A 21033-nucleotide genomic window follows, 5' to 3' on the forward strand; every position below is an offset into this window, starting at 1 on the left:
CCTGTGATGAAGCGCGAACTGGCAAGCCATCAAGCCCTGTTCGGAGCAGAATGCGGTCGCTTCACGAAGAATTCCAAGCAGGCGCAATGACCAGAATCACTCGCAAACAGGGGTCTGATTAGCGCACTCACACCCCGGAACCCTGGATTTCACCAAAAAACGTGGACCCTGTCCCACACTATTGAACAACCTCCCAGCAGGTCATCCACACCCGGCAAGACACAAGGCCGGGCGAGCACGGCTTCGCATGAGGGTGAGTCACGACGGGATTGTTCATGGACGTGGACCTTATTCCACGATTTTGAACGACCCTCCCCTACTCCCGGCTACTCAGCACCCCCCAGGATGCCCGCAAACCCCCGCCAACCGGACTTTTTCGAGAGACGATGTCCTGCGCCGAGGGGTTGTTCATGAACGTGGACCTTATCCCACAATCCTGAACAACCCCGCATGCCTGATTCGCTCGTCGCCGAATCGACCGACAACGAGCGGGCATTCCATGGGTGCGCTAGCAGGCGATTGGGGGTTGTTCACAACGTGGACCGAATCCCACGATTCTGAACGACCCCCTGTCAGGCAACTGTTGGAAGGCGATGTGCGGGCTGCGGTTGTTCGTGGGCACCTGGCCCGATGGCCTTCAGGCCCCGGCTAGTCACCCCTCTCATCGCCGCGACTGTCGATATAGGCCTTATAGCTACGCGTCCCAAGGGTCTGGTGCTCCGGATCGGCCCAGATCACGTAGCGTTCAGGGGGCCCCCGCTCAATGAGGAAATAGTAGCCATTGATCAATGCCGCACCCTTGCTCGCGACGAAACGCTCACTGAAGAGCGTGCGCAACGACCGGTAGAACTCTCGCTGCGGCCTCTTCGGATCGGTTTCCGCATGCACGAATTCCCGGGAGAGCGTGCGCGGGCTGTGCCCATGCTGAATGAAGCGGCGACAGAAGGTGGAGAGCATGAGCGCGGTCGGATTGCGCTCGATCAACCACTCGCGCGTCATTGATGCCAGAAAGCGCCCGGAGGGGTCCTTGATTCGCCGCAGCAACTCCTCATCGAGCGAGATCCCCAGCCGCTCGGGAATGAAATGACGACCATCGTACTTCGATAGATCCGCGACCTTGGAAATAAAGCGAATACCGGTTCGCACGCGGATCATCCCATGGTAGAAGTTCTGGATTGACTCAGGGACGTGGGTGATGCGGAACTGCGTGGTCTCCCATCGCTCGATGCTGCCGAGGATGCTCCGCTTTGCCTTCCCCCCTCGCTCGCGCTCCTCGTACACATCACCAGCTCGGCGAAACAATTCAATAATCGAGTCGACGCGAATGAAAAACGGATTGACCGCTGGCGTCCCCGCCGCGATCTGGCGATGGACCAGCGTGATGATGGCAGCGAGAACACGCAGGTCGAGCGCCGTCACCGTGCGCAAACCCTGCTGGGGGCGTACCTCCACCTGCATGCGGTAAGGGCCAATATGGACGTTGGTGACGTAGCCCTGCTCCGCCAGTGCGCTCTTCGGTGAAGAGGGCAGCGCAGAGAACAGTCCCAGAATACTGAGCGCCTCCCCCTTGATGGAGAATTTCAACTCCTCGGGGATAAAGTCACCATCCGCTTTTCGGCTGAGGTCGAGGGGGCGCTGGGACTCGATGATCTCCCTGTCATGCTCCGTGACACTCCATCGCGCCGGAAACTGGCTGCTCGACTCGCCCTCCCCGTTGGTCAGGCCCTTGACGTTGCGCGGGTCACTGAACACGAACTCCGTGTGTTTCCCCTTGTGGGAGGCCCCGGCGTGCTTCTCGACCAGGCCGGACTTCAGCAAGGGGTTCAGCCGACGCAGAAGCGTCGATCGGGATATGTTGAGAATATCCACCAGGGAGACAAAATCCGTTCGCCTCTCCTTGTCGTCGGCGGCAAGCTGTGTCAGGGCGTCGAGCAGTGCATGAGACTGGGCGCTGATCACGTCAGCGGCGCGCAACTCATTGTATGCGTCCATGGCCTCGCCTGGGTCAGCCACAAAGGTGAACACTGGCGGCGAGCGCTGATCCATATCCGGCGGTGGCGGCAGGACACTGCTCATCTCCCCTCCGATGACGATTGATCAGCGTAGGCGCTTACCAGCTCCGCCATCTTCTCGGCGAGCTCATCGAGCCGATCCGCAGGAATGCGCTCGACGGTTTTGACGGGGATGCGCACGGTGACGCCGCGCGTCGTGCGCGCACACTCCATGGAGCGCTGCCCATCGGCCAGGTGGAAGACTTGCTTTTGAGGGGCAGAAACGGGCTTTGACGCCGCTGCGGGGGGTGTGTCGTTCGACGCCGGGGGCGTAGTGCCCGCCGCAGGCCATGGGCGCCCCCCGCGTAGGGCGAACACCGATTCACGCAACTGCTCCGGGGTGTGGATCGTCTTGTTGATTTCCGGGGCAAGCGCGACGATCTCGGCACGACAGTTTTCGGCAATGAGATCGACGATTTCGAGGCCCATCTTGGTGGCGATCTCGAAAGGGTTGCTGATCACATCGAGCACGTCATCCGGGATTGTCGCGAACTTGAGATAGCGCGAGATCGCGGCGGGGCTGGACCCAAGTGCCTTGCACGCCTCGTCCTGCGTTTTGAATATGCCGTCGGGGCCGATCGCCTTGCTGAGCGAGCGTGCGTTGGAGAGCGGCGAGGGGTTTTGGCGCTGCGTGTTCTCCTCGCGCATCAGTATGTAGGCCTCGCGATCATCAACATCACGAATCACGCAGTCTACTGCCTCCAGACCGGCCTTCTTGGCCGATGCCCAGCGCACCTTGCCGACCAAAAGCTCATAGTCGTGCTCACTGGTATCGTTCGGGGGCAGCGGGCGGACGATGATGTTGGCGAGCTGGCCATGCTCCTTCATCGAGGTCGCTAGTCGGTCCAGGTGCGTCATCTCGTTGTCATGGCGATCGGCGTAAGCCCAGGGCCGTATCTTGTTGGGGTCAATGGCTCTGCGCTGGTAAGCGCGACGCATTCCAGGCGGCGCCGGCGCCCTGCCCTGGCCCCGAAAGGCAAGCTCGGCGACACGCGACTCTGGAAGCTTCTCACCGGCCTTCTCCGCGCGCTTGAGCTCATCGATGGCGCGCTGCTGGAGTGGGACTCCCTTCTTCCTGCTCATGCCTCAATCCTCTGCTGCTCGACCGCATGGAGTTCTTCCTGCCAGAGCATGCGGATGTTTGTCAGTATTTCCTCGTTGACCGCATCGAACATGCGAATGGCGTTACGATGCGCCTCCATGGAGCCACGCACCTCGTCGATCTCATAGACGCTCAAAAGATCCGACGAGGCTTTGTGCACCTCGATTGTCTGGCGGACGTAATTGGCAAGAACGTAATTGCCGAACGTCTGTAACAGCATCTGGTGCGTGCGCCTCGCTTCAACGGAGTGGTCATGACGGTTGACCAGGATGCTCATCTTGCGAAGCGGGTGGTCCGGGTCATGTTGCATGACGGTCGCGAGCATCCGGAAGAACTGGACCGAGGAGGCCAAGTCAAACATGTGCGGGGTGAACGGCGCGATGATGTAGTCAGCGGACATGAAGGTGTTGAAGCAGAGCATCCCCATGCTCGGTGGCGTATCGATGACGATAATGTCGTAGTCATCGCGAACAACCTCAATCGCCTGGCGCAGGCGAAAGATGGCAGTCCCCATCGTCTCGTGGTTGTTCTCCTCTGCGATCGGCAGCATGAAGTCGGCGTTCTGGAGGTCCATCATGGCCGGCACCAGGGAGAGCTTGTGCCAGTAGGTTTCGCGGATCTTGTCCTGGATGGAGTAAGGGTCCTCCATGAGCGCATCGTAGATGGTGTCGTTCTCAACCAGGTGGAGATCGGGGACATAGCCGAAAACGCTGGTCGCCGAGGCCTGAGGGTCCATGTCCACCAGGAGCACACGGTAGCCCGCACGGGCGGCGTATTGAGCAAAGTACACACTGCAGGTGGACTTCCCTACGCCGCCCTTGAGGTTCGAAAATGAGACGCGTAGGGCACGGGAGCCTGCCGGGCGTGACACCTGAATGTTGAGGATCTTCCTGATACGGTCAGCGTCGGCTAGGCTGTAGACACGGCGGTTTAGTGCTCCGCTCTTGACGGTGCGGGGCGCTGGCAGCGTACCCGCTTTCTCAAGATTGCGAATATGCTGCGTGCTCACGCCAACGAGCTGGGACAACCGACTGATGCCGAATTCCGGGAGTGTTTTGCGATAGTTCGGCTCGGTCAACGCATTGAGGAGAAACTCATGGAGGTGGGCGCCGGAGGCGGAGAGATTAGCGAAGCTTTGATCGTCCATTGGGACTCCATTGTAGGCAGTTCTCGCGAGCAGTGTCGCTAAAAAGCATATTTATCAAGAAGTTCATGGGCTTTGCATGTTATCGGCTTATGAGAGTTTTTAATGCAAAGTGAGGGAAAACGCAAGTATTGCGGTAACACGAGCATACTGTGGCCACAGGGGTTTTTATAGGTAACAGTAAATAACTGAGGAAAAAGCTTTTTACAGGAATGAATCAGGAAGTTTCTGGCACTGCATTGGCTCTCGCCAACGCCCAATACGCTGACCCCCCTCCCCTACTATTCTGTTCCCCAGCGGACCTGTCTCCTACACCGCGGGCCGCGCCGGATTGCGCCCCCACCCCGCGCGCCGGTAGCGTATGCGGAGGATCGGCATACGCTGTTGAGACTGGCAGGATTGGCCGGATGCCATAGCGTGGAACAGGCGACGCCGAAACTCTACGTCCGCCTGGTGTCGGCGTATCACGCGGCAGCTTCCACAGTGGAAGCTGCCGTATTCATGCAGCTGACTGATCGCCCTCAAGCCGTCTCGCGGCAATGACAAGAAGAGTCTTGGAAGGGGGTGGCGCGCGCCCCCGCTCTGCGCGCTTGATGCGATTGATATCATTTCTGGGGCGGGCCGCACTCCGCTGGGATTTCTGGCACAGGTGCTGCCACGCAGTCGCTGAACGCGTCCCTTAGTCTGGATGGACTGAGCTGGCGACCCCGCCCTCCTCCGCGCCGGGTTCGCAGTGAGGCGGCGAGGCTGTTGGTTAACGTCCTGGTTTGCCTCTGCGCGGCCACCGGCTCACCGGTTTGATGGCTGGGCACCTTCCACCGTGGAAGCTGCCACCGCGGCGAAACTCGATGCGTGCACCTCCGTCAAAGCGGCCTATTCCGACAATTAGCACCCCTGGGCGTCAGCGTCTAACGGCAGCCATACATGCCCTTTGGTCGAGACATCGGGGCCAATACCAGTGCGCGATGGTGGTGACGCCGAGAGGCGCGGGCTGGCGATTGCACATCTTCCACTGTGGAAGGTGCAGCAGTCTGGATGCCGTCCGGCGGCCGATACAGGGCGTGCCGTTGCTCGTGGCGGCCGGTGCGGGCCAGGCAGCTTCCACAGTGGAAGCTGCCGGAACTGCAGGGGGCTTTGCGTGCCCTGTGACCTCCCGACCTCGGTGTGGCACGAGTGTGCACTTCGGCCGAAGTGCCCTATTCCACCAATCAGGCCCCATCGACTTCAGCGTCTGACCAAAGGCGCGCATGGCATTTCGCCGAGAGATCCCGGGCGATACCGGTGCCCTATGATGGTGACGCCGGGAGGCGCGGGCTGACGATCAGGCATCTTCCACCGTGGAATCTGACGGGGCTCGCGGGCCCCCTTGCACGCACTATCTGCCCCAGGGCCCGGTGAGGCGCGATTTGCTCGCCTCCGCTGCCGCGGCCTTTCCCGCCAACCCTATCTCCAAGTGGTGCAGGTTCCACGGGCAGTGGAGTGTGTTAGCTAGTCGGGCGGCTGACTTCGGCTTGTGCGATTGGGCGATGGCGGTGACGCCAGGAGTCCCGAGCACTGGCTCGCGTATCTTCCGCGGTGGAAGGTGCCGCAGTTTGGGCGCAGTCGAGCAGGAGATTGAGTGCATCCCGATTCTTGGCGGAGCAGAGTCGGTCCTGGCAACCTCCATCGTGGAAGTTGCCAGGACCCCACCTGGCCCCCGCCCATCGCCGTAACTCGGTTGAGGAGTTAGCCAGCGCGGGGGTGATGCCCGAACCATGGCTCGAACACCGCCAGCCCGATGGCAGAGACGCATACCACCTCAGGCAGAAAGCGCAGCGGTTGCCGATCCTGGTGCTTGCCTGCGCTGGCTTTCACGAGAGCTCTCCTGCCCTGAGGGGTCTGGGATCCAGCTCAACTGCCAGCTGCGCTGCGCCCTTCCACCCAGGGGTGTGCAGCGCAACGGATCGAAGACATCGATCGAGCGCTCGCCCCAGCACACTGGTCAGACGGGACCATGCTATCGCGCCCTGGCACCGCATCGGCTCGAGAACACCGTGCCTGTATGCCTGTGAGAGTCGGACTCTTGCTCGCTCACCCCTGCGCACGGCAACGGACCATCACCTGGAGATAGGGCGATGCGCCAGGAGCTCGCTTCGGCCGGACCCTGCGCCATGGCAGTGCGCTCTTACAGGGTCGCAAGAAACAGGCGAGCAGAACCCTGACAAGCGGGAAGCCAGGGTTTCGCATACGGCAGTGTCCCAAATCCATCGGTCCCGACGCTGCTCAGACGAGCCGGATCTCGTTTTAAAGAACGGGGGGAGGCGGGTCGCAAAGGGGGCGAAACACCGTCGATCGACCAGCGTCAGGTAAAGAGGCGTCGCGGCTTCAGCCCAAGGACTCAAGCCGAGTTTAGAGAGCAGGGCGTTGGCAGGTCTGCCCTGGGACGCATAAGGCGCCGAAGCTTATGCGAGAGTTTGCTGACCTGTGATCAGGACCGGTGCGTCCATGGACGAGCGCCAGCGCAAGGACATTCATGCCAGTTCATTTCATGACCCAAACAGCGCCGGCCGCTCGCACCTTCCACCGTGGAAGGTGCTTTACACCGTGCAGGCTGAGGCAGGTGAGGCCGCACCGTGTGGGTGTCAATTTCGGGCATTAGCGAGACTCATTAACCCCTGCCCAACGCGGCGACCTGATTCGTCGGCTGAGAGGCGGACGTCGAACACCCCCTGTCCGTTGAGTCCGGCGCGTTGGTAGGCCCCGCCAGGCGTCACGCCCGTGCCGGCCACGCTCAAGACATCAATGCGGCGAGGACCTTCCCCGAACGCGGCGGGAACAAGCTCCCGGGCGTGGCGGAGCGGAGAGATGATAGGCGTGGAGAGCGGCAGCATCGGTTGGCGGTGGCCGAGCCCAGACGGTCCAGCGGCGCAAAGCAGGCAGAGCGCACCGCAATCACCGACCTGATGACGGAGCCCGGTAGGCTCGGCGGTCGGGAAGAGGGCAGGGGCTCAATGCCCGGTGGCTTGTCGCGGGAGTCTCGAGAGCCGTGGACTTAAAGCATGTGCGGCGCCAGATGTCCTGCGTGGCTCACGCACGACCCTCCGCTTGTCGGGCACCCCACGGGGGGTGGCCGGCGGGCCCACCGATCCGCACGGCTTCAGGGCCGCCGGGGGTCTTCACCCGGTGTTAGCGCACCACGGGCTGCGTGGCCGGTCTCTTCGCCGGGATGTCGACCAGTCAAGCGATAGGACTGTATATATATACACTCTTTTATGTGTGCCGCATGAAGGCTGCGCGGCCCACGACGCGACGATGTCGGCCGCCTGTCCGGCTGGCAACCCTGCAGTAAAGACGAAGCGGCTCGCGCGCGCGTCATTCAGTACGGGCCCCGATCCACGGTCTCCATCATCCATTAGCCTCGTGTTGAGCTTACCGTCAGGGACTCGCAGAGCGTGAGGCCGGCCTCCGGACGGATCCCTGCCGATGCCCCCGACGAAAAGACCGCTGCCGGCGCGAAAAGACAACCATCACCGAACCCAACCGAGTTCAGGGCAGGTGCGCGACGCGGGCGACCGCCCGCGACGATGGCACCTCCCGGCAAGGACACTGGAACACCCGCTGGCACACATTATTTTTCCATTAATTACTGGGACATGCGACAGAATGCGGCTTGACATGTGCCAGCAAATGATGAATAAATGCCGGTAAGCCATTGAGGCTCCGAGCCTATTGCCCGGGGTGCGGATAGAAGGGGGACCCCCGCGTGTCGCTAAGAGGCCTGCTCCGCCGGCTCACCGAATTCGTGAAGCGCAGAAAGACAGAAAGGCGCGCACCGCTTCTCAACCACGAACCGATTGCGCTTCGCTACCGTGAGCTTGCTCTCGCGTTCCTCGACGCCCGTCCGCCGACCCAGTGGATGGATGACCCGAGCATCACGCCCCGCCTTGAGGCCCTGCGCGCGTGGCAGCATGCCTGCGGCGTGGACGATGAGACGGTCATCGGTGAGGACTTTTCCGCAGGCTATGCCGATCGTCGCGCCGCATTCAGCGAGAGGCTTCATGCTGCGGGACACAACCATGCCGCCATCGCGGCGGCGCTCGAGCATATCGACGGCTGGCGGCGTCTCGCGGTTGCATTAGCGCTTCGGGCGTCGATCACCCTATACAATGACTCCGAGGCAGATCATTCGGATCGAAATAGGCCGCCTGCCCATGCCGAGCCCGATGCCGAGGGCCCCGACGGGGGGGCGCAGACGCAGTCCGAGGACGTGCGCTACTTCGCTGCACCGTCAGCCCCCGAGTGCGACGGTCGCAGGCCACTCAAGGTGGAGGAGGGCGATTGCGCGGATGGTGATGCGGATGCTGGGAGCGCGTTGCTACCACCCTATGAGGGCCGGGCCGCCTACCGGCCGATCGATGTCAACTGCGCTTATCACAACGGTGCGCTCTATTATCCGGTGCAGACCCTGGTGGGGCGCCACATCGCTGACAAGAGCGGCGAGTCGTTTTTCGCTGAACAGGTCGAAACGGTGGTGATCCGAAGCGACCGCCAGGTGCTGACGGCCCGGACGTCCGAGGCCCCGGATGATGTCAACAGCGCACAGCACGTTCTGCGCCTCTCCGATGGCACACTGATCGACAGGATGCCAAAGGCGAATAGCCACGGCACCTGGGAGTGGGATGCGATCAACGACTACCTGGCGGGGCGGCCGCCGTCGATGGATCTGGGCGAGATCGCCGGGGAGATCGTCGAGCACCTGCGCTCCCGGGTGTGGCTCCCGCACGACTCCGACTACTGGCTCCTGACCGCAACCGCGCTCCTTACCTACGGGCAGAGCGTCTTCGATGCCGTCCCGCTGATCCAGCTGCAGGGGCCGGCCGGGACCGGCAAGTCGGAGCTCAGCACCGCACTCTCGGAGGTCTCGGCCAACGCGGTGATGATCGGCCAGACCACGCCGGCCACCATCATCCGCATCATTGATGAGTCCGGGGGGCTTGTAGTCATCGACGACCTCGAGTCGATCGCACAGCGCGGTGGCGGCAAGACGCGGGGGAACTTCTCGGAGATGGTCCAGGTGCTCAAGGTCAGCTACAAACGCAGCACCGCCTGCAAGGTGGTGACCGACAGCCGCACCATGCGGCCCGTGACGATGAATTTCTTCGGCGTGAAGATCATCTCGAACACCGGCACCGGCACCGATCCGATTCTTGGCACCCGGATGCTCAGCATCAACACGCGCCGTGCACCGCTGACCGCGCTGGCAGACTTCCACGGCCGCGAGAAACTCCCGCCCGAGGCCCTGCGGCGGGTCAGGAATGACGCCCACAGCTGGGTGTTCGCTAACGTGCCGCGGATGCGCGAGGCCTACCTCGAGCTGGTCGCCGACAAGACCAACCGCGAGGACGAGATCGCAGCCCCGCTGCGAGTGCTGGCGCGACTCAGTGGCCGCCAGGACTTCATTGACGGCGTCGACACCGCGCTCGAGCGCCAGCGCGCCACGCCGATCGAGAAGCTCGAGCCCGCGACCGTGCTCTCCCAGGCGCTTGAGAACTTGATTGCCGCGGGCTACCGCCAGTCGAGCACCTCGCACCTCGCGCTTGAGATGCGGCGCCTGATCGATGAGGACAACGTCGGTCTGCCACTCGGTGAGGCGATGCCGCACTGGCTTCGCTCCGAGGCAATCGGACGACACCTCCGGCAGTACGGGCTTGCGGAGGAGGGCGCAGCCGAGCGTGTCCGACTCCATGGCGCCCACCTGCGTCTTTTCACGATCAACCGCGACTACCGGCGCACCGTGCTCCAGGCGATCGGCGCCGACCCGGATGCCAGGGCGGAGAGAAACCCGGTGGATTTTTGTACAAGCTGCGAGCGCTGCCCCTATGCGGCACTCGACTGCGAGATCCAGGAGCGGCGAGGTGCTGCCGGGCAACAGCCCAGGGCGCGCCTGGCGGCGAGCGCCTAGCGCAGACGCGAGAGCGGTGCCGCGGCTGACTCGTCGTTGCAGGCCGGGGCAGTGTTGGTGGCGGATGCATGCGCGCGCACCAGCCGATCCCAGCTTGCCGTGCACTGCGCGACAAGGATCCGCCGCAGGTGGGCGCGGAATCCCATGTGATAGGACGAGCGCTGGAGCAGGGAGACACGCTTTCCGAGGAGGAGGTTCATCTCCTGGCGCGCCCTGACGACGGTGTTGAAGGCGCGCTTCTCGCGGTTCGCAAGAGCCTGGTTACCCGGCTCGGCGAGCATGTCGGCGCGGGTCTCGAGCGCGAGGTTCTGCGCGTCCTGAAGATAGTCCCAGTGATGGCGCGCCTCCTCGGTGACGTCGATGAGGTCGTCTCGGGCCTGTGCGCCGAGGAGCGCGCCGCGATGGGCGCGCTCAAGGATATCCGTATCGAGCCCGGCAAGCGCAATGCGATGGAAGCGCCGCGCATCGTCATCCAGGCGGTGAAAACGCACCACCTCCTTGGCATGGCGACGAAGCGCTCTTGCGTTCAGCAATTCGCCGCGAAGACGCGAGATCGCAACGCTCTCGATTGCTGCATCAGCCGCGGCCTGATCGCGCGCTTCCGCGAGCGCGCGGCCGATCGACTCATCGTGCGCCAGCGCGTCGCGCAGGCACTCCTCGGCCTGCGAAAGCGCGGTAATGTCGACCAGGCGATGCAGCATCAGATACGTCCCTACACAGAAGGGCAGCGTGCGTCGCCCTTGTGACATTATTTAATAACCATTATAATAAAGATAACAGGTGGGGGCAAGCAGAATGATCGACGGGACCACGCTCGACATCGATGAGCAGCCGGGTGTCTTTCACGTGATGCCGCGGCCCGTGCCGGTGCTCGCCGAGGTGGGCGCGCACCGGGTGACGATTCGGCGGATCTTCGCCCCGGAGGACTGGCAACGCCAGGCGCCCGGTGTGCCAATCCGGCTCCCGAGTGTGCCGGATGGCGAGCCACTTGCGATCAACCGCGGGCTCTTCGATGCCCTCTACGTGCCGCTTGGCGAGACCCGGGCAGGGGAGGGCGGTGTCTATTGCCGGGCAAGGCGGGCCATGGCGGCTGTTGAGCTCTCCGGGTGCGCCACCATCGAGGAGCCGGAGAGCGGGCAACTCTCCCGGGCGCTGCCGGGAGACTTCCTGGTCAGGACCGAATCGGGTGTCAATCGCCTGGTTCGTCGCGAGCACTTTCCCCGTGATTTCATCCCGGCCGCCGAGGGCCTCGCTGCGCTGTCCTTCGTCGCTCAGGAGGAGCCCGGCGCAGAACCTGTCCGGAGGCCCTGAGGGCCGCCTCGGAGTCCGCACAGAGAAAAGCCCCGGCGCGCAGTTGCGCAGCCGGGGCTTCTTGCGATCGCGGCCTGTCAGCCCATTAGGCGCAGAGCACATCCTCGGGCTCGATGCCGGCCTCGACCAGGCGTTGCGCCATCAGCGGCAGTGCTGCTGCCACCATCTGCCGGACCCGCTCGCGGGTCACGCCGATGACATCGGCGATCTCGGCAAGCGTCATCGGATCGCCACCGCCGAGGCCAAAGCGATAGACCACGGCTGTTCGCGTGCGATCATCAAGCCCGGCGAGCGCGATCTCGGCGACCCGACGCTGATCGGCACTGTCGAGCTCGAAGAGCACATCGGCGCCCTGATCCGCAATGGCATCCACCACCCGCTCGGCGGACCCCTCACCCAGGGGCACGTCAAGCGAGGACATGCACTCGGAGATCGCGAGCAGGTGTTCGGCCTGGCCGGCATCGACCCCCATCGCGGCCGCCACGTCGGCGGTCTTCACCGGGCCATCAGTGCCGCCCTGGAGTCGACGGCGGGTGTTGTTCGCCTTGGCCACCTGGCGCGCCGTGGTGCACGGCACGTGCACGGTGAGCGACTGGCGCTGGAGCGCGCGCTCGATCCGGTAGCGAATCCAGGAGACCGCGTAGGTCGAGAAGGCGAAGCCCGCCTCGGGATCGAAGAGCTCAGCGGCGCGCATCAACCCGAAATTCCCCTCGGAGACCAGGTCCATGTAGGGCAGCGGCGTGTGGCTGTAGTCCCTGGCAACCTTCATGACCAGGCGCAGGTTCGCCTCGAGGAACGCCTCGCGGGCGGCCGCATCGCCACCTTGCGCGCGGCGCACAAGCGCAAGCTGCTCCTCCCGGGAGAGGACATCGATGTTGCGGACCTGCTGACTGTAGAGCGCCTCGCTATCGAGGCTCTCGTGACGGGGCGCAGCCCCGGCAGCAACCGGGTCATTGTTGCTCGGCGTAACAGCCTTGTTGTTCATTGTCTCTACCTCTAGGTTCCATTCCCCGGTCCATCCGCTGAGTTGGGTTATCATTTAATATATACATAATGCAATTCTTTGTCAACTTATTTTGTATGATAAGTGTACAATGCTGGTTGCACTACGCCTGTTATGGCAACGCTTCCTGTATATTTTAGGATCAATAGGCTGGATCGGTGGCGGCCATAAAAAATATACGCTAAAATATATTTACAGTCGGGATTGAGTCGGGATGGGTGTGTCATGACAGAGCAGGCTGGCGACAAGCGCAAGGTGATCGCCGAGGTTTTCAACGTGCAGTTCGGGGTCGGCGGCGAGGTCAGTGACAGCTACGAGGCCGTGCGCTGCGAGGATGGGCGCTACAGGATCATGAACCGCGAGGGGAAAACCCGCCTGATGGCGCCGGGGGATGCGTTTGCCGATGGCAGCAAGCTTGAGGTGACACCCCTTGGCCATCTGCGCATGGGTGAGAGCATCGTCCTGGTGGGCGAGGCGCTACGCCGGGACTGGCGGGCGAGAAAGGTGCGCGATGGCTACCTGGTCATGCCGCCGCGCGGCGCGGGCAAGGCCTTCCGCGTCCAGGTCTCCGCGCAGAGCGAGGCGAGGGCGGAGCGTGTCAGCGCCGGGCGTGGGGAGATCCTGCGGCTACACCCGGGCGGGGAGGGTGTCGTCGTCGAGGAGCGCGAGCGCAAGACCCGCATGGTGGCGTTCACCGGCGATATCCCGTTCGCCTATCGTGACCCCATGACCCGGGATGATGCCACCTGCCATCTCGCCTACTTCGAGTGCGAGGAGGGGCCGGAGGCGGCAACGCGAAAAGAGGGGTTTGTGGGTCTCTTCTACCCGGCCGAGGGCCAGCGCCCTGCCATGTTCAAGGAGGTTGGCGCCGACGGCGTTGCGCTCACCACGGCACGGTTCTTCGCCGCCGACAACGGCCGGAGCATCTCCGCGTGGCTGCGCCCGGTCACAATCGCCCGCGAGGAGCTCGCCCTGCGCGCCGCCCGCGAGGCGCTCCACGCCGAGGTCGCCCGCCTTTCAAAGCGTGCCGAGAACACGGCTCTCAGTGAGGATGAGCGCCGCCGGGGTAACGAGGCCAAGCGCTCGGCCGCCGCCATCGATGAGCGGCTCGATGGCTACGGGCGACTCTTCTGGCAGCATGCGTTCTTCAACCTCGGCGAGGGACTGGAGTGCTTCCAGCGTCGCGAGCGCGGGCCTGCCCGGCGCCGGTCAGGGCAGTCAGAGGCGCTCGCGGCAAGCGCCTAGCCCTGGCGGTTTCGTTTCATGAAGGCGGCAAGTCCCGAGAGTTGCGCAGGCGCGCTCTCGGCTTGCGGGGTATCGGCCTCGGCAGGCGCGGTGAGGTCAGCTGCCTGCTTGTCGGGCGCCCCCTCACTCGGCGGCTGCCTCCCTGAATCAGTCTCCGAATCGGTCTCGGGGGAGGATCCGTGCAACCCCCCGGGGTCTTGCGACAACACGCCATGCGCATCGGCGTCCCGCCCCACTGACAAACCGTCCTCGCCGTCGCGCCCCGTCACGTTCGCATCAAGGCCGGCTTCGGCGGCGCCTGGCGCAGTCGCGGGTGGCGAGTCGTCGGCAACCGCAGCCTGCGCGAGCGCTTCAGGCTCGCCAGCATGCGGCGCCTGCGGGACGGACTCGGGCACGCCGTCGGCGCCCTGCGCCGTCGGCGCCCTGTCGGACGGGTCTCGCGCGGCATCCAGCAGCCAGGCGGCACGCGCGGGCGGCAGACCGCCGAGGCGCACCAGCGGGCGCTCGATCCAGTCCGCCGCACCGGGCGGCGAAAACGCCGGTTTCAGTGCATCAGCAGCACCCGGGAGCGTGAACCCCCCATCCCCGTCAAGCTGCCCCGGGCCACCGAGTGGCGGCGAGAGGGGGTAGAGGCGGTAGAGCTGCGTCACACCGGAGTCGGCATAGTGCTTGACCCGGATTGCGACGCGGCAGAGCTGCGGATCGCCGGCGGCGTCAAAGAAAGCGCGAGTCAGGCTCTGGTAGCGCGCGCTCGAGCCGAAGTAGCTGCCGCCCGCCGCACCGTGGTAGATCCGGGAGAGCGGGGTGACCAGGAGCTCCCCCTCGCGAGCGCGTGCCCAGACCGGGCGCTCCTCGGCCAGATGGGCGCGCACCCGTGCAGCACCCGACTCATAGCCGTTCGACCCCCGCGCAAAACGAACGAAGATTTCCGATGGTTCGCCGACACAGACCCCATCGGCGTTGATACAGCGGATCAGTGCGCCACCGGCAATGCCGGCGGCTGTGCGCGCCTCCATCAGAGCGGCAATGGCGGTCTCGGCGGCCTCCGGGGAGCCGCCGGGGAGACGCGCTGTCGCTTCCACGTGATAGACGATGGCCGGGTAGAGATAGCTCCGCGGATCACTCTCGAGCGCGGAGGCCGCGGCCGGGCTCAGTGCGCTACCGCCCGCGCGGGCGCGCGATGCGTCCCGGACCACCTCAAGGCGGCCCAGACCGAACACCGGATCCGGACTCTCGGCATCCTCGGCCAGCACAACGGCCCAGCGCGCCACGTAGTCCTGCACCCCGCGCCGCCCGGCCCCCTCGGGGATCGCCCGGGAGAAGAGCAGCACACCCTCGCGGCGCTCCGGCCCATTGTCCGCGGAAGCGAGACAGGCACTCTTCGCCCGCCGGTCGGTGCGGGCGAACTCCGCAATGCGTGGCGCCTTCGCCTCATCACGCAGGCTCTTCGCAATGCGAAGCTTCACGTTGACCTCGCGGCCATCCTGCGTCACGCCGCGAACGGAGTGCAGGTGCTCCTCGCCGCGACGATTGTACTCCCGCGGGTAGAGCACCAGATTGATGCCACCCTCATCAGAGCTCAAAGCCATCCTCCTCAAGGTCCATCAGCAGATCCTCACCGGCGCGCTCGGCGCGCTCGCCAAGCCCTGCGATCGCATCAAGATGCGGGCTGTTCTTCGAGCGCGGTGTCGAGAGCACGAACTTCTCGCTGGTGCGGTAGAGCGACTCGTCCGCCACGTCGACACCCGCCTCGTGGGCGCGGTGTTTCAGCAGCACGGTGTCAATGCTGCGGTACTGCCGACGGGCACCCCGCATGATGCCAAGATCCACTGTCCCCTCGACACTGAGAGGATCGATGCCGGCGCGCTGGAGGTCCTGCTCGATCAACGCTCCCAGCGTCTCCTCGATACCCTCGGCCCAGCGCTTGGACTTCCGCGTGGCCACGAGCTTGCGAAGGCGCTGCGCGAGCTTCTCATCCATCTCCTCCAGGCGCACCAGCGTGTTCGAGAAGCGTGGCTTCGGCAGCTCAAGGCGAAGCAGGTGGTCGTAGTAGTAGTGATCGCCAATCCGCTCGATCAGCGCGAGCTTCTCATCGGTCACCGCAAGCGAGCAGCGCTCGACACGCATCCGCGACCAGGAGAAGGGCGCGAGCGCCACATGGTCTGCCGGGATCCCCGCCTCGCGCAGGATCAGCGCATAGTGCAGGAGCTGCCCCTCGTAGAACTGCGGGATCTCGCTCATGTGGGCGCGCACACCCGACTCATCCGAGGGCGCCTTGAAATCGACGAGCCAGCGCTTGCCAAAGCGATCCAGATACAGACCGTCCGGCGAGCCCTGGAGCCAGGGCATGGCGAGGGTCTCCGGGGCGGCCGCCGCGCGCTCGGCGTGCCAGGCGCGCAGGCGCTCACGCCCCTCCGTGTCGGGGCGAAGGCCAAACTCGCGGTGGCCACGCAAAAAGGCCTGCTCGATCGGACCCTCGAAGACATTGCCGCGGATCATCTGGTGGCGATCCTCGGCGCCGTCCTCGCCGGCAGCAGGAGTGGGCAGCTCGATGAGAAGCTTCTGCGCGATCACCGCGCGATCATGCAGGACGTCGGCAAACGGTGTCACGCCACCCTGGTAGTTGGTAAAAAGCACACCCATGTCCGAGCCGCCGAATCCCGACAGACGCCGGACATGCCAGATCGCGCGCTCGCGGGTCACCGACTCGACATCGCCCTTGGCGAGCGCGAAGTCCAGATAGAGCTGCGCCTCGGGGCGTGCGACCTGCTCGATCAGTTCATCGGCATAGTCCGCCTTCCGCCGCGCCCACTCATCGGCCTTGACGCCGGGGACAGGCAGGTGGCGGACGCTCTTCTCAAGCGCCTTGAGGACAACACTCCGTGTCGAGATCGCGGCCATGGGAAACTCCTGTTATTATTTAAATTGAATTATATCATGCTGTCTGGACGGCATGCCACGCCGGTGTCTGTTGACGCCGGGAGGCGATCATAATATATTCACATCAAATTAACTCAGAGGGCCTCAACCCGATGACCAGTCCCTGTGCGCTCGACACCGCAGCGCTCCAGCAAAACCGCCACTACAAGGCACTGACACGCGCCGAGCGCGGCCTCTTCCGTGACCTGCTTGACCAGGTCTGGCAGCGCTGCGAGGCGGCGAGCGCGCCGAGCGACATCGCCGCGCTCGCCGCCTGGGTCGAGGAGGATCAGGCTGTGCTTGCTGCGCTCCTCGACAAGCTCTGTGCGCCGCGGGGCGGGCTCATCCAGCGACACCCGCACCCGCAGACCGGTGTGTTTGTCTACACATTCGCAGCGCTCATTGCCCCGGAGAAGTCCCTGCGCGAGACGCAGGCGCAGCTCGCCAGGCGCCATGCCCGGGGCGGGCAGCGGATCGAGCGGAGCACGCTTGCGCGGGTCAGTCAGCTGATTGGCGAGGAGCCCGAGATTCTCTACCTGCCGCCCGCTGAACGTGACTGCGCGCGCTACAGCGGCTGGCTGCCGACCAGCCGTTTTCACCAGAGCGGCGAGGCGATCCCGGTCAGCGGGGCGCTTGCACGCTCGCTTGGCGAGGAGTTCCCCGGGGTTTCGCTCGGCGTCGAGATGGATAATCTCTTCTCCTGGCTCAGCCGCAACCCCGAGCGTCGGCCGCCGGCTGGCGGCATGCCACGGCTCATCCGCAAGTGGCTGACGGTGGCAAGCGGTGGTGCTGCGGCGGGTGCGCCGAGCACCCAGGCCGTTGAGGCGCGTCTGCGTGAGCTCCTTGAGGCCGGCGAGCAGGGCGTGGCGCGCCAGGTGGCGAGCGCATGAGCGAGAACCCCCGTGCGGCCCTGATCGACGCCTTCACCGAGCTCAATCGCGACTTCGCCACCGAGTACCGCGGCCTCTGGTCGCGCGGCGGCGCCGAGGAGCAGGCCCTGATGCTCGCCGACTGGGTGCGCGAACTCGAGCGCGCCGAAGTCAGCGCCGCGGGACTGCGTGCGGCGCACGAGCGCGTGAAGGCGGATCCGGCCTACCGGAACTACCCGCCGAAGCGCCGCGCCTTCATCGATCTCGCACTCGAGATGCAGCGCGCACCACAGGGCGACACCGACATCCTTGAGGCGGTGGCCGCACTGCACCGGGGCTTTGGCTTTCGCTACGGTGCGCTCTGGCCGCGCCGCGAGCAATCCGAGGAGCAGGCCCGTGCGCAGTACTGGGCGGCGGCGCTCTCGGAGGCGGGCCTTGGCGCGAGCGACGTGCGCGCCGGCGAGGCAGCGCTCTCGAGCGCCGAGCCCTTCGCACAGCACCCGCCCACCATGGACCAGTTCACGGAGCACTGCCTCGCGGCGATCGACACCTGCGACGCCCCGGGCGTCAGCGCGGCCTTCCTGGCCGCGGCGAGCGCGCCCGGGACCTGCGCGATTCACCCGCTCGTCGCCGAGGCACGGCGCCGGGTCGGCGCCCACGAGCTTCGAACCCGTGCGTCGGATGCGCTGCGCGCCGAGTTCTCGCGGGTGTATCGGGAGCTACGCGCGGCCTACCGTCGGGGGAGTCTTGATCTCGAGGTGAGTGCGCCGGTGCAAGGCGCCGAGCCGGCGCCTGCGGTGGCCGATCGGGAGAGCCTGGTGCGCACGCTCGATACCCTGATCGAACGCTACCGCGGCTAGCGCCGGGGAGAGCGCCTCAGGCCGCCATGGCCTGAAGCCGGCTGATCGCCGCGCTCTCGATCTGGCGCACCCGCTCGGCACTCACCCCAAGACGAAGCGCGATACCCTCCCGGGGCTCGGCGCGCGGGCAGAGCCAGCGCAGCTGCACCACCTCACGCTCCCGCGCCGAGAGCGCTGCAAGGCAGCGGGTGAGAAAGGCCCTGCGGTCACGGCGCTGCGTCTCCCGCTCAAGGCACGCCTCGGGCCCGCCGGCGGGGCAGGCAAGCACGGCCACGGCGCCCGGGGTGTCGGCATCGGGCTCCTCGGCGATCTGCTGTCTGGTCGAGCGCAGCATCCGCACGACATGCCAGACATCGCCTGGCGACACGCCAAGGTAGCGGGCGACGCGCTCGGCGTCGGCCCCGGAGAGGCGGGCGAGATCCGGGCAGAGCTTGCGAATGTTGTTCAGCACCTTGCGCTGCGCACGGGTCTCGGCGATCCGCACGACCTCCTGGTTGGCGTTCACATAGTCATTGAGCGCCCGGCGCACAAAGGCCCTGGCATAGCCCGCCAGACTGCCCTTGCTCTCGTCATAGCCGCGCAGCGCCTCCATGACGGCAAGCCAGGCCTCCTGCACCAGGTCCTCGGCGGGCACGTCGTGATGGGAAAAGGGCTCGATCCACTCCCGGAAGAAGCGCAACAGGCCGCGCAGGGCAGTCACCGTGGGGTCGTTGCTGCTCTCGGCGAGCGCCTCGAAGTCCTGCCGATAGGCATGGATGACACTATTGATGGACGCGCCCAAGGCTCTCTCCAGGGTCTGGCGAAGGGTGGGTAACAGCAGCGATGATATAGTTTCACATATATAAATTCAAGCAGAAAAAGAGGATGACAGGAGCGCTGACCGAATATATACTTGCTATTCTAAATCGAAAACAGATTTCCAACCGACCACCTGGAGAAGCACATGAGCTGGCTGAAGAACCTGTCCGTCTATCAGTTTGACGGCGCTGGCGTGAGCGCCGACGTCCTGGCCGAGGGCCTTGCCGAACACCCGTTTGCCCCTTGTGCGCCGACCGAGGCCGAGCGCTCGGGCTGGGTCGCGCCGCTTGGCGGGGAGGGGCAGTTGGTTCATGAGCTTCAGGCCGCGATGCTCTTCTCCCTGCAGACCGAGAAGAAGGTGGTGCCGGCTGGCGTGATCCGCGAGCGGATGAACGAGCTGGTGCGCGAGATCCAGGAGCAGCAGCCCGGGCGCAAGATCGACAAGAGCCTGAAGGAGGATCTCCAGCAGCGGATTCTCGACGAACTGCTGCCGCGGGCCTTCCCCCAGATAAGCCGCATGCGCGGCTACATCGACACGCGCCTTGGGCTGCTGCTGGTCGAGACCACCAGCGCCAACAAGGCCGATGCCTTCGTCGAGCAGCTGCGCGGTGCGCTGCGCAAGACCGAACACAATCTTTCATTCGTGCGCTTCAACCACGAACCCCGGGAGATCATCTCCAACTGGATGCGCAACAACGACCTGCCCGAGGCGTTCGAGGCCGGCATGAAGTGCGTGCTGAAGGACGGCGATGGGACCGGCAGCATCAACTACAAGGGCCAGGAGCTCAACAACGACGAGCAGCTGCGGCAGTACCTGGCCGACTACAAGTACATCAGCGAGCTTGAGCTGAGCCACCAGGACAACGTGACCTTCACCCTGACCGAGAAAATGGTCCTGAAGGGCATCAAGCCGATCGGCCTGGTCAGCGACAACATCAAGGCGATCGATCACGACGACGAGATCAGTCGCCAGGACGCCGAGTTCGCGCTGCATATCGGTGCGGTGCGCGAGCTCTTCCCGGCGCTCGCGCTCGCCTTCGGTGGCGAGGTGCGAAACCAGGCTGCGGGTGACTGAGCCTGTGACGAGAGGCGCCGACAAGACGCCGCCGGGGGCTCGCGTGTGGGTGCGCGTACTCGGGCCGCGCGAGCCGGCCAGGCTGCCGCGCGGCGGCCTGGTGGTCGACCTCGGGGCGCATGCAGCCGGGCTCTACGCCGCACTGCGCCCGGAATCGATCGGCCCCGTGCGGCTTGACGGCGGTCGGCAGGCGGCAACACTCGCCTGCGCGATGCGCTACCTCCGCCTCTACCCCCGCCTTGCCGATGCCAGGGGCGGCCCGGGGCCGCGCTACTGGCACTGGGCCGGCCACGGGCTTCTCGGGCGCGGCGACGCGCCGCTGGCGCCCTGGGAGCGCGAGGAGGAGCCGATGGGCTGCGTCTGGCACGGCGAGGTGATGAGCCTTGTCGATACCACGCGCCATGTCTTTCTGCCGCGCTACTGCGAGGGCGTCGCACGTCTGCCCGCCCTCGACGGACTCAGGCGGGCCGCGTCCGCAGGCAGGCCGATTGCCATTCGCACCAGCACCGCCGAGGCCAGAAGCCTTGCCGGCCCTGGTGGCTGGCAGGCGGTGGCAGAAGGGCGGGCACCGATCGGTACGGCCTTTGCCCTTGGCATGCTGCTCACCCTGGGGGATAGCCCCGCACTCGATCAGCTCGAGCACGGTGCGGGTCTGCTCCTCCAGCACGCGGCAGCCCCCCAACAACCAACCCTAGACCTCTAACGCGGAGAGACC

Annotated in this window: 16 protein-coding genes; 7 read left to right on the top strand and 9 right to left on the bottom strand. The window is 65.0% G+C overall.

Going from position 1 to position 21033, the window contains the following annotated elements:
- Positions 1–648: 648 nt before the first annotated feature.
- The 4 genes from J2T57_RS06255 to J2T57_RS22160 all read right to left on the bottom strand — a co-directional run bounded on the left by J2T57_RS06255 (position 649) and on the right by J2T57_RS22160 (position 6151).
- A complete protein-coding gene (locus J2T57_RS06255; RefSeq protein WP_253475901.1) occupies positions 649–2076 on the bottom strand; it encodes a hypothetical protein in 1428 nt (475 codons plus the stop codon).
- Entirely contained in the window at positions 2073–3134 is a 1062-nt protein-coding gene (locus J2T57_RS06260) for a ParB/RepB/Spo0J family partition protein (protein ID WP_253475903.1), read from the bottom strand. The genes J2T57_RS06255 and J2T57_RS06260 overlap by 4 nt, the downstream gene beginning before the upstream one ends.
- Positions 3131–4300 (bottom strand): AAA family ATPase, encoded by a 1170-nt coding sequence (locus J2T57_RS06265; RefSeq protein ID WP_253475905.1) that lies wholly within the window; start codon positions 4298–4300, stop codon positions 3131–3133. Before J2T57_RS06265 ends, J2T57_RS06260 begins: the two co-directional genes overlap by 4 nt.
- 1722 nt (positions 4301–6022) lie before the next feature.
- The gene (locus J2T57_RS22160; protein ID WP_301289195.1) at positions 6023–6151 is read right to left on the bottom strand and encodes a hypothetical protein; all 129 of its coding nucleotides are present in this window, start codon (positions 6149–6151) and stop codon (positions 6023–6025) included.
- A gap of 1888 nt (positions 6152–8039) precedes the next feature.
- Between J2T57_RS22160 and J2T57_RS06270 the strand changes: the two genes are divergently transcribed.
- Positions 8040–10238: a hypothetical protein gene (locus J2T57_RS06270; protein WP_253475907.1), complete on the top strand. Its 2199-nt coding sequence runs from the start codon at positions 8040–8042 to the stop codon at positions 10236–10238.
- Here J2T57_RS06270 and J2T57_RS06275 read toward each other — a convergent pair.
- Positions 10235–10939, bottom strand: a complete 705-nt coding sequence (locus J2T57_RS06275) for a hypothetical protein (protein ID WP_253475909.1) — start codon at positions 10937–10939, stop codon at positions 10235–10237. The two genes, J2T57_RS06270 and J2T57_RS06275, sit on opposite strands and share 4 nt — an antisense overlap.
- Positions 10940–11033: 94 nt before the next feature.
- Between J2T57_RS06275 and J2T57_RS06280 the strand changes: the two genes are divergently transcribed.
- Entirely contained in the window at positions 11034–11549 is a 516-nt protein-coding gene (locus J2T57_RS06280) for a hypothetical protein (RefSeq protein ID WP_253475911.1), read from the top strand.
- Positions 11550–11634: 85 nt separating this feature from the next.
- Here the strand turns inward: J2T57_RS06280 and J2T57_RS06285 are convergent, their stop codons facing one another.
- The gene (locus J2T57_RS06285) at positions 11635–12534 is read right to left on the bottom strand and encodes a sigma-70 family RNA polymerase sigma factor (protein ID WP_253475913.1); all 900 of its coding nucleotides are present in this window, start codon (positions 12532–12534) and stop codon (positions 11635–11637) included.
- 243 nt (positions 12535–12777) lie between these two features.
- Here J2T57_RS06285 and J2T57_RS06290 point away from each other — a divergent pair, with 243 nt between their 5' ends.
- The gene (locus J2T57_RS06290; protein WP_253475915.1) at positions 12778–13797 is read left to right on the top strand and encodes a hypothetical protein; all 1020 of its coding nucleotides are present in this window, start codon (positions 12778–12780) and stop codon (positions 13795–13797) included.
- On the opposite strand, the gene J2T57_RS06295 is transcribed toward J2T57_RS06290, so the two are convergent.
- Positions 13794–15380, bottom strand: a complete 1587-nt coding sequence (locus J2T57_RS06295; protein ID WP_253475917.1) for a hypothetical protein — start codon at positions 15378–15380, stop codon at positions 13794–13796. The genes J2T57_RS06290 and J2T57_RS06295 overlap by 4 nt on opposite strands.
- Positions 15370–16698 carry a hypothetical protein gene (locus tag J2T57_RS06300; RefSeq protein ID WP_253475919.1) on the bottom strand — a complete coding sequence of 443 codons (1329 nt, stop codon included), beginning with the start codon at positions 16696–16698 and terminating at the stop codon, positions 15370–15372. Before J2T57_RS06300 ends, J2T57_RS06295 begins: the two co-directional genes overlap by 11 nt.
- Positions 16699–16829: 131 nt before the next feature.
- Between J2T57_RS06300 and J2T57_RS06305 the strand changes: the two genes are divergently transcribed.
- Together J2T57_RS06305 and J2T57_RS06310 are read left to right on the top strand one after the other, a co-directional pair.
- A complete protein-coding gene (locus tag J2T57_RS06305) occupies positions 16830–17606 on the top strand; it encodes a hypothetical protein (RefSeq protein WP_253475922.1) in 777 nt (258 codons plus the stop codon).
- On the top strand, positions 17603–18445 hold the full coding sequence (locus J2T57_RS06310; protein ID WP_253475925.1) for a hypothetical protein: 843 nt from the start codon (positions 17603–17605) through the stop codon (positions 18443–18445). Before J2T57_RS06305 ends, J2T57_RS06310 begins: the two co-directional genes overlap by 4 nt.
- Before the next feature lie 16 nt (positions 18446–18461).
- Here the strand turns inward: J2T57_RS06310 and J2T57_RS06315 are convergent, their stop codons facing one another.
- A complete protein-coding gene (locus J2T57_RS06315) occupies positions 18462–19226 on the bottom strand; it encodes a sigma-70 family RNA polymerase sigma factor (RefSeq protein ID WP_253475928.1) in 765 nt (254 codons plus the stop codon).
- Positions 19227–19388: 162 nt separating this feature from the next.
- Between J2T57_RS06315 and J2T57_RS06320 the strand changes: the two genes are divergently transcribed.
- Together J2T57_RS06320 and J2T57_RS06325 are read left to right on the top strand one after the other, a co-directional pair.
- Entirely contained in the window at positions 19389–20318 is a 930-nt protein-coding gene (locus J2T57_RS06320; RefSeq protein ID WP_253475931.1) for a recombination-associated protein RdgC, read from the top strand.
- 4 nt (positions 20319–20322) lie between these two features.
- A complete protein-coding gene (locus J2T57_RS06325) occupies positions 20323–21021 on the top strand; it encodes a hypothetical protein (RefSeq protein WP_253475934.1) in 699 nt (232 codons plus the stop codon).
- Positions 21022–21033 lie beyond the last annotated feature (12 nt).

It is taken from the genome of Natronocella acetinitrilica (assembly GCF_024170285.1).
Lineage (GTDB): Bacteria > Pseudomonadota > Gammaproteobacteria > Nitrococcales > Aquisalimonadaceae > Natronocella > Natronocella acetinitrilica.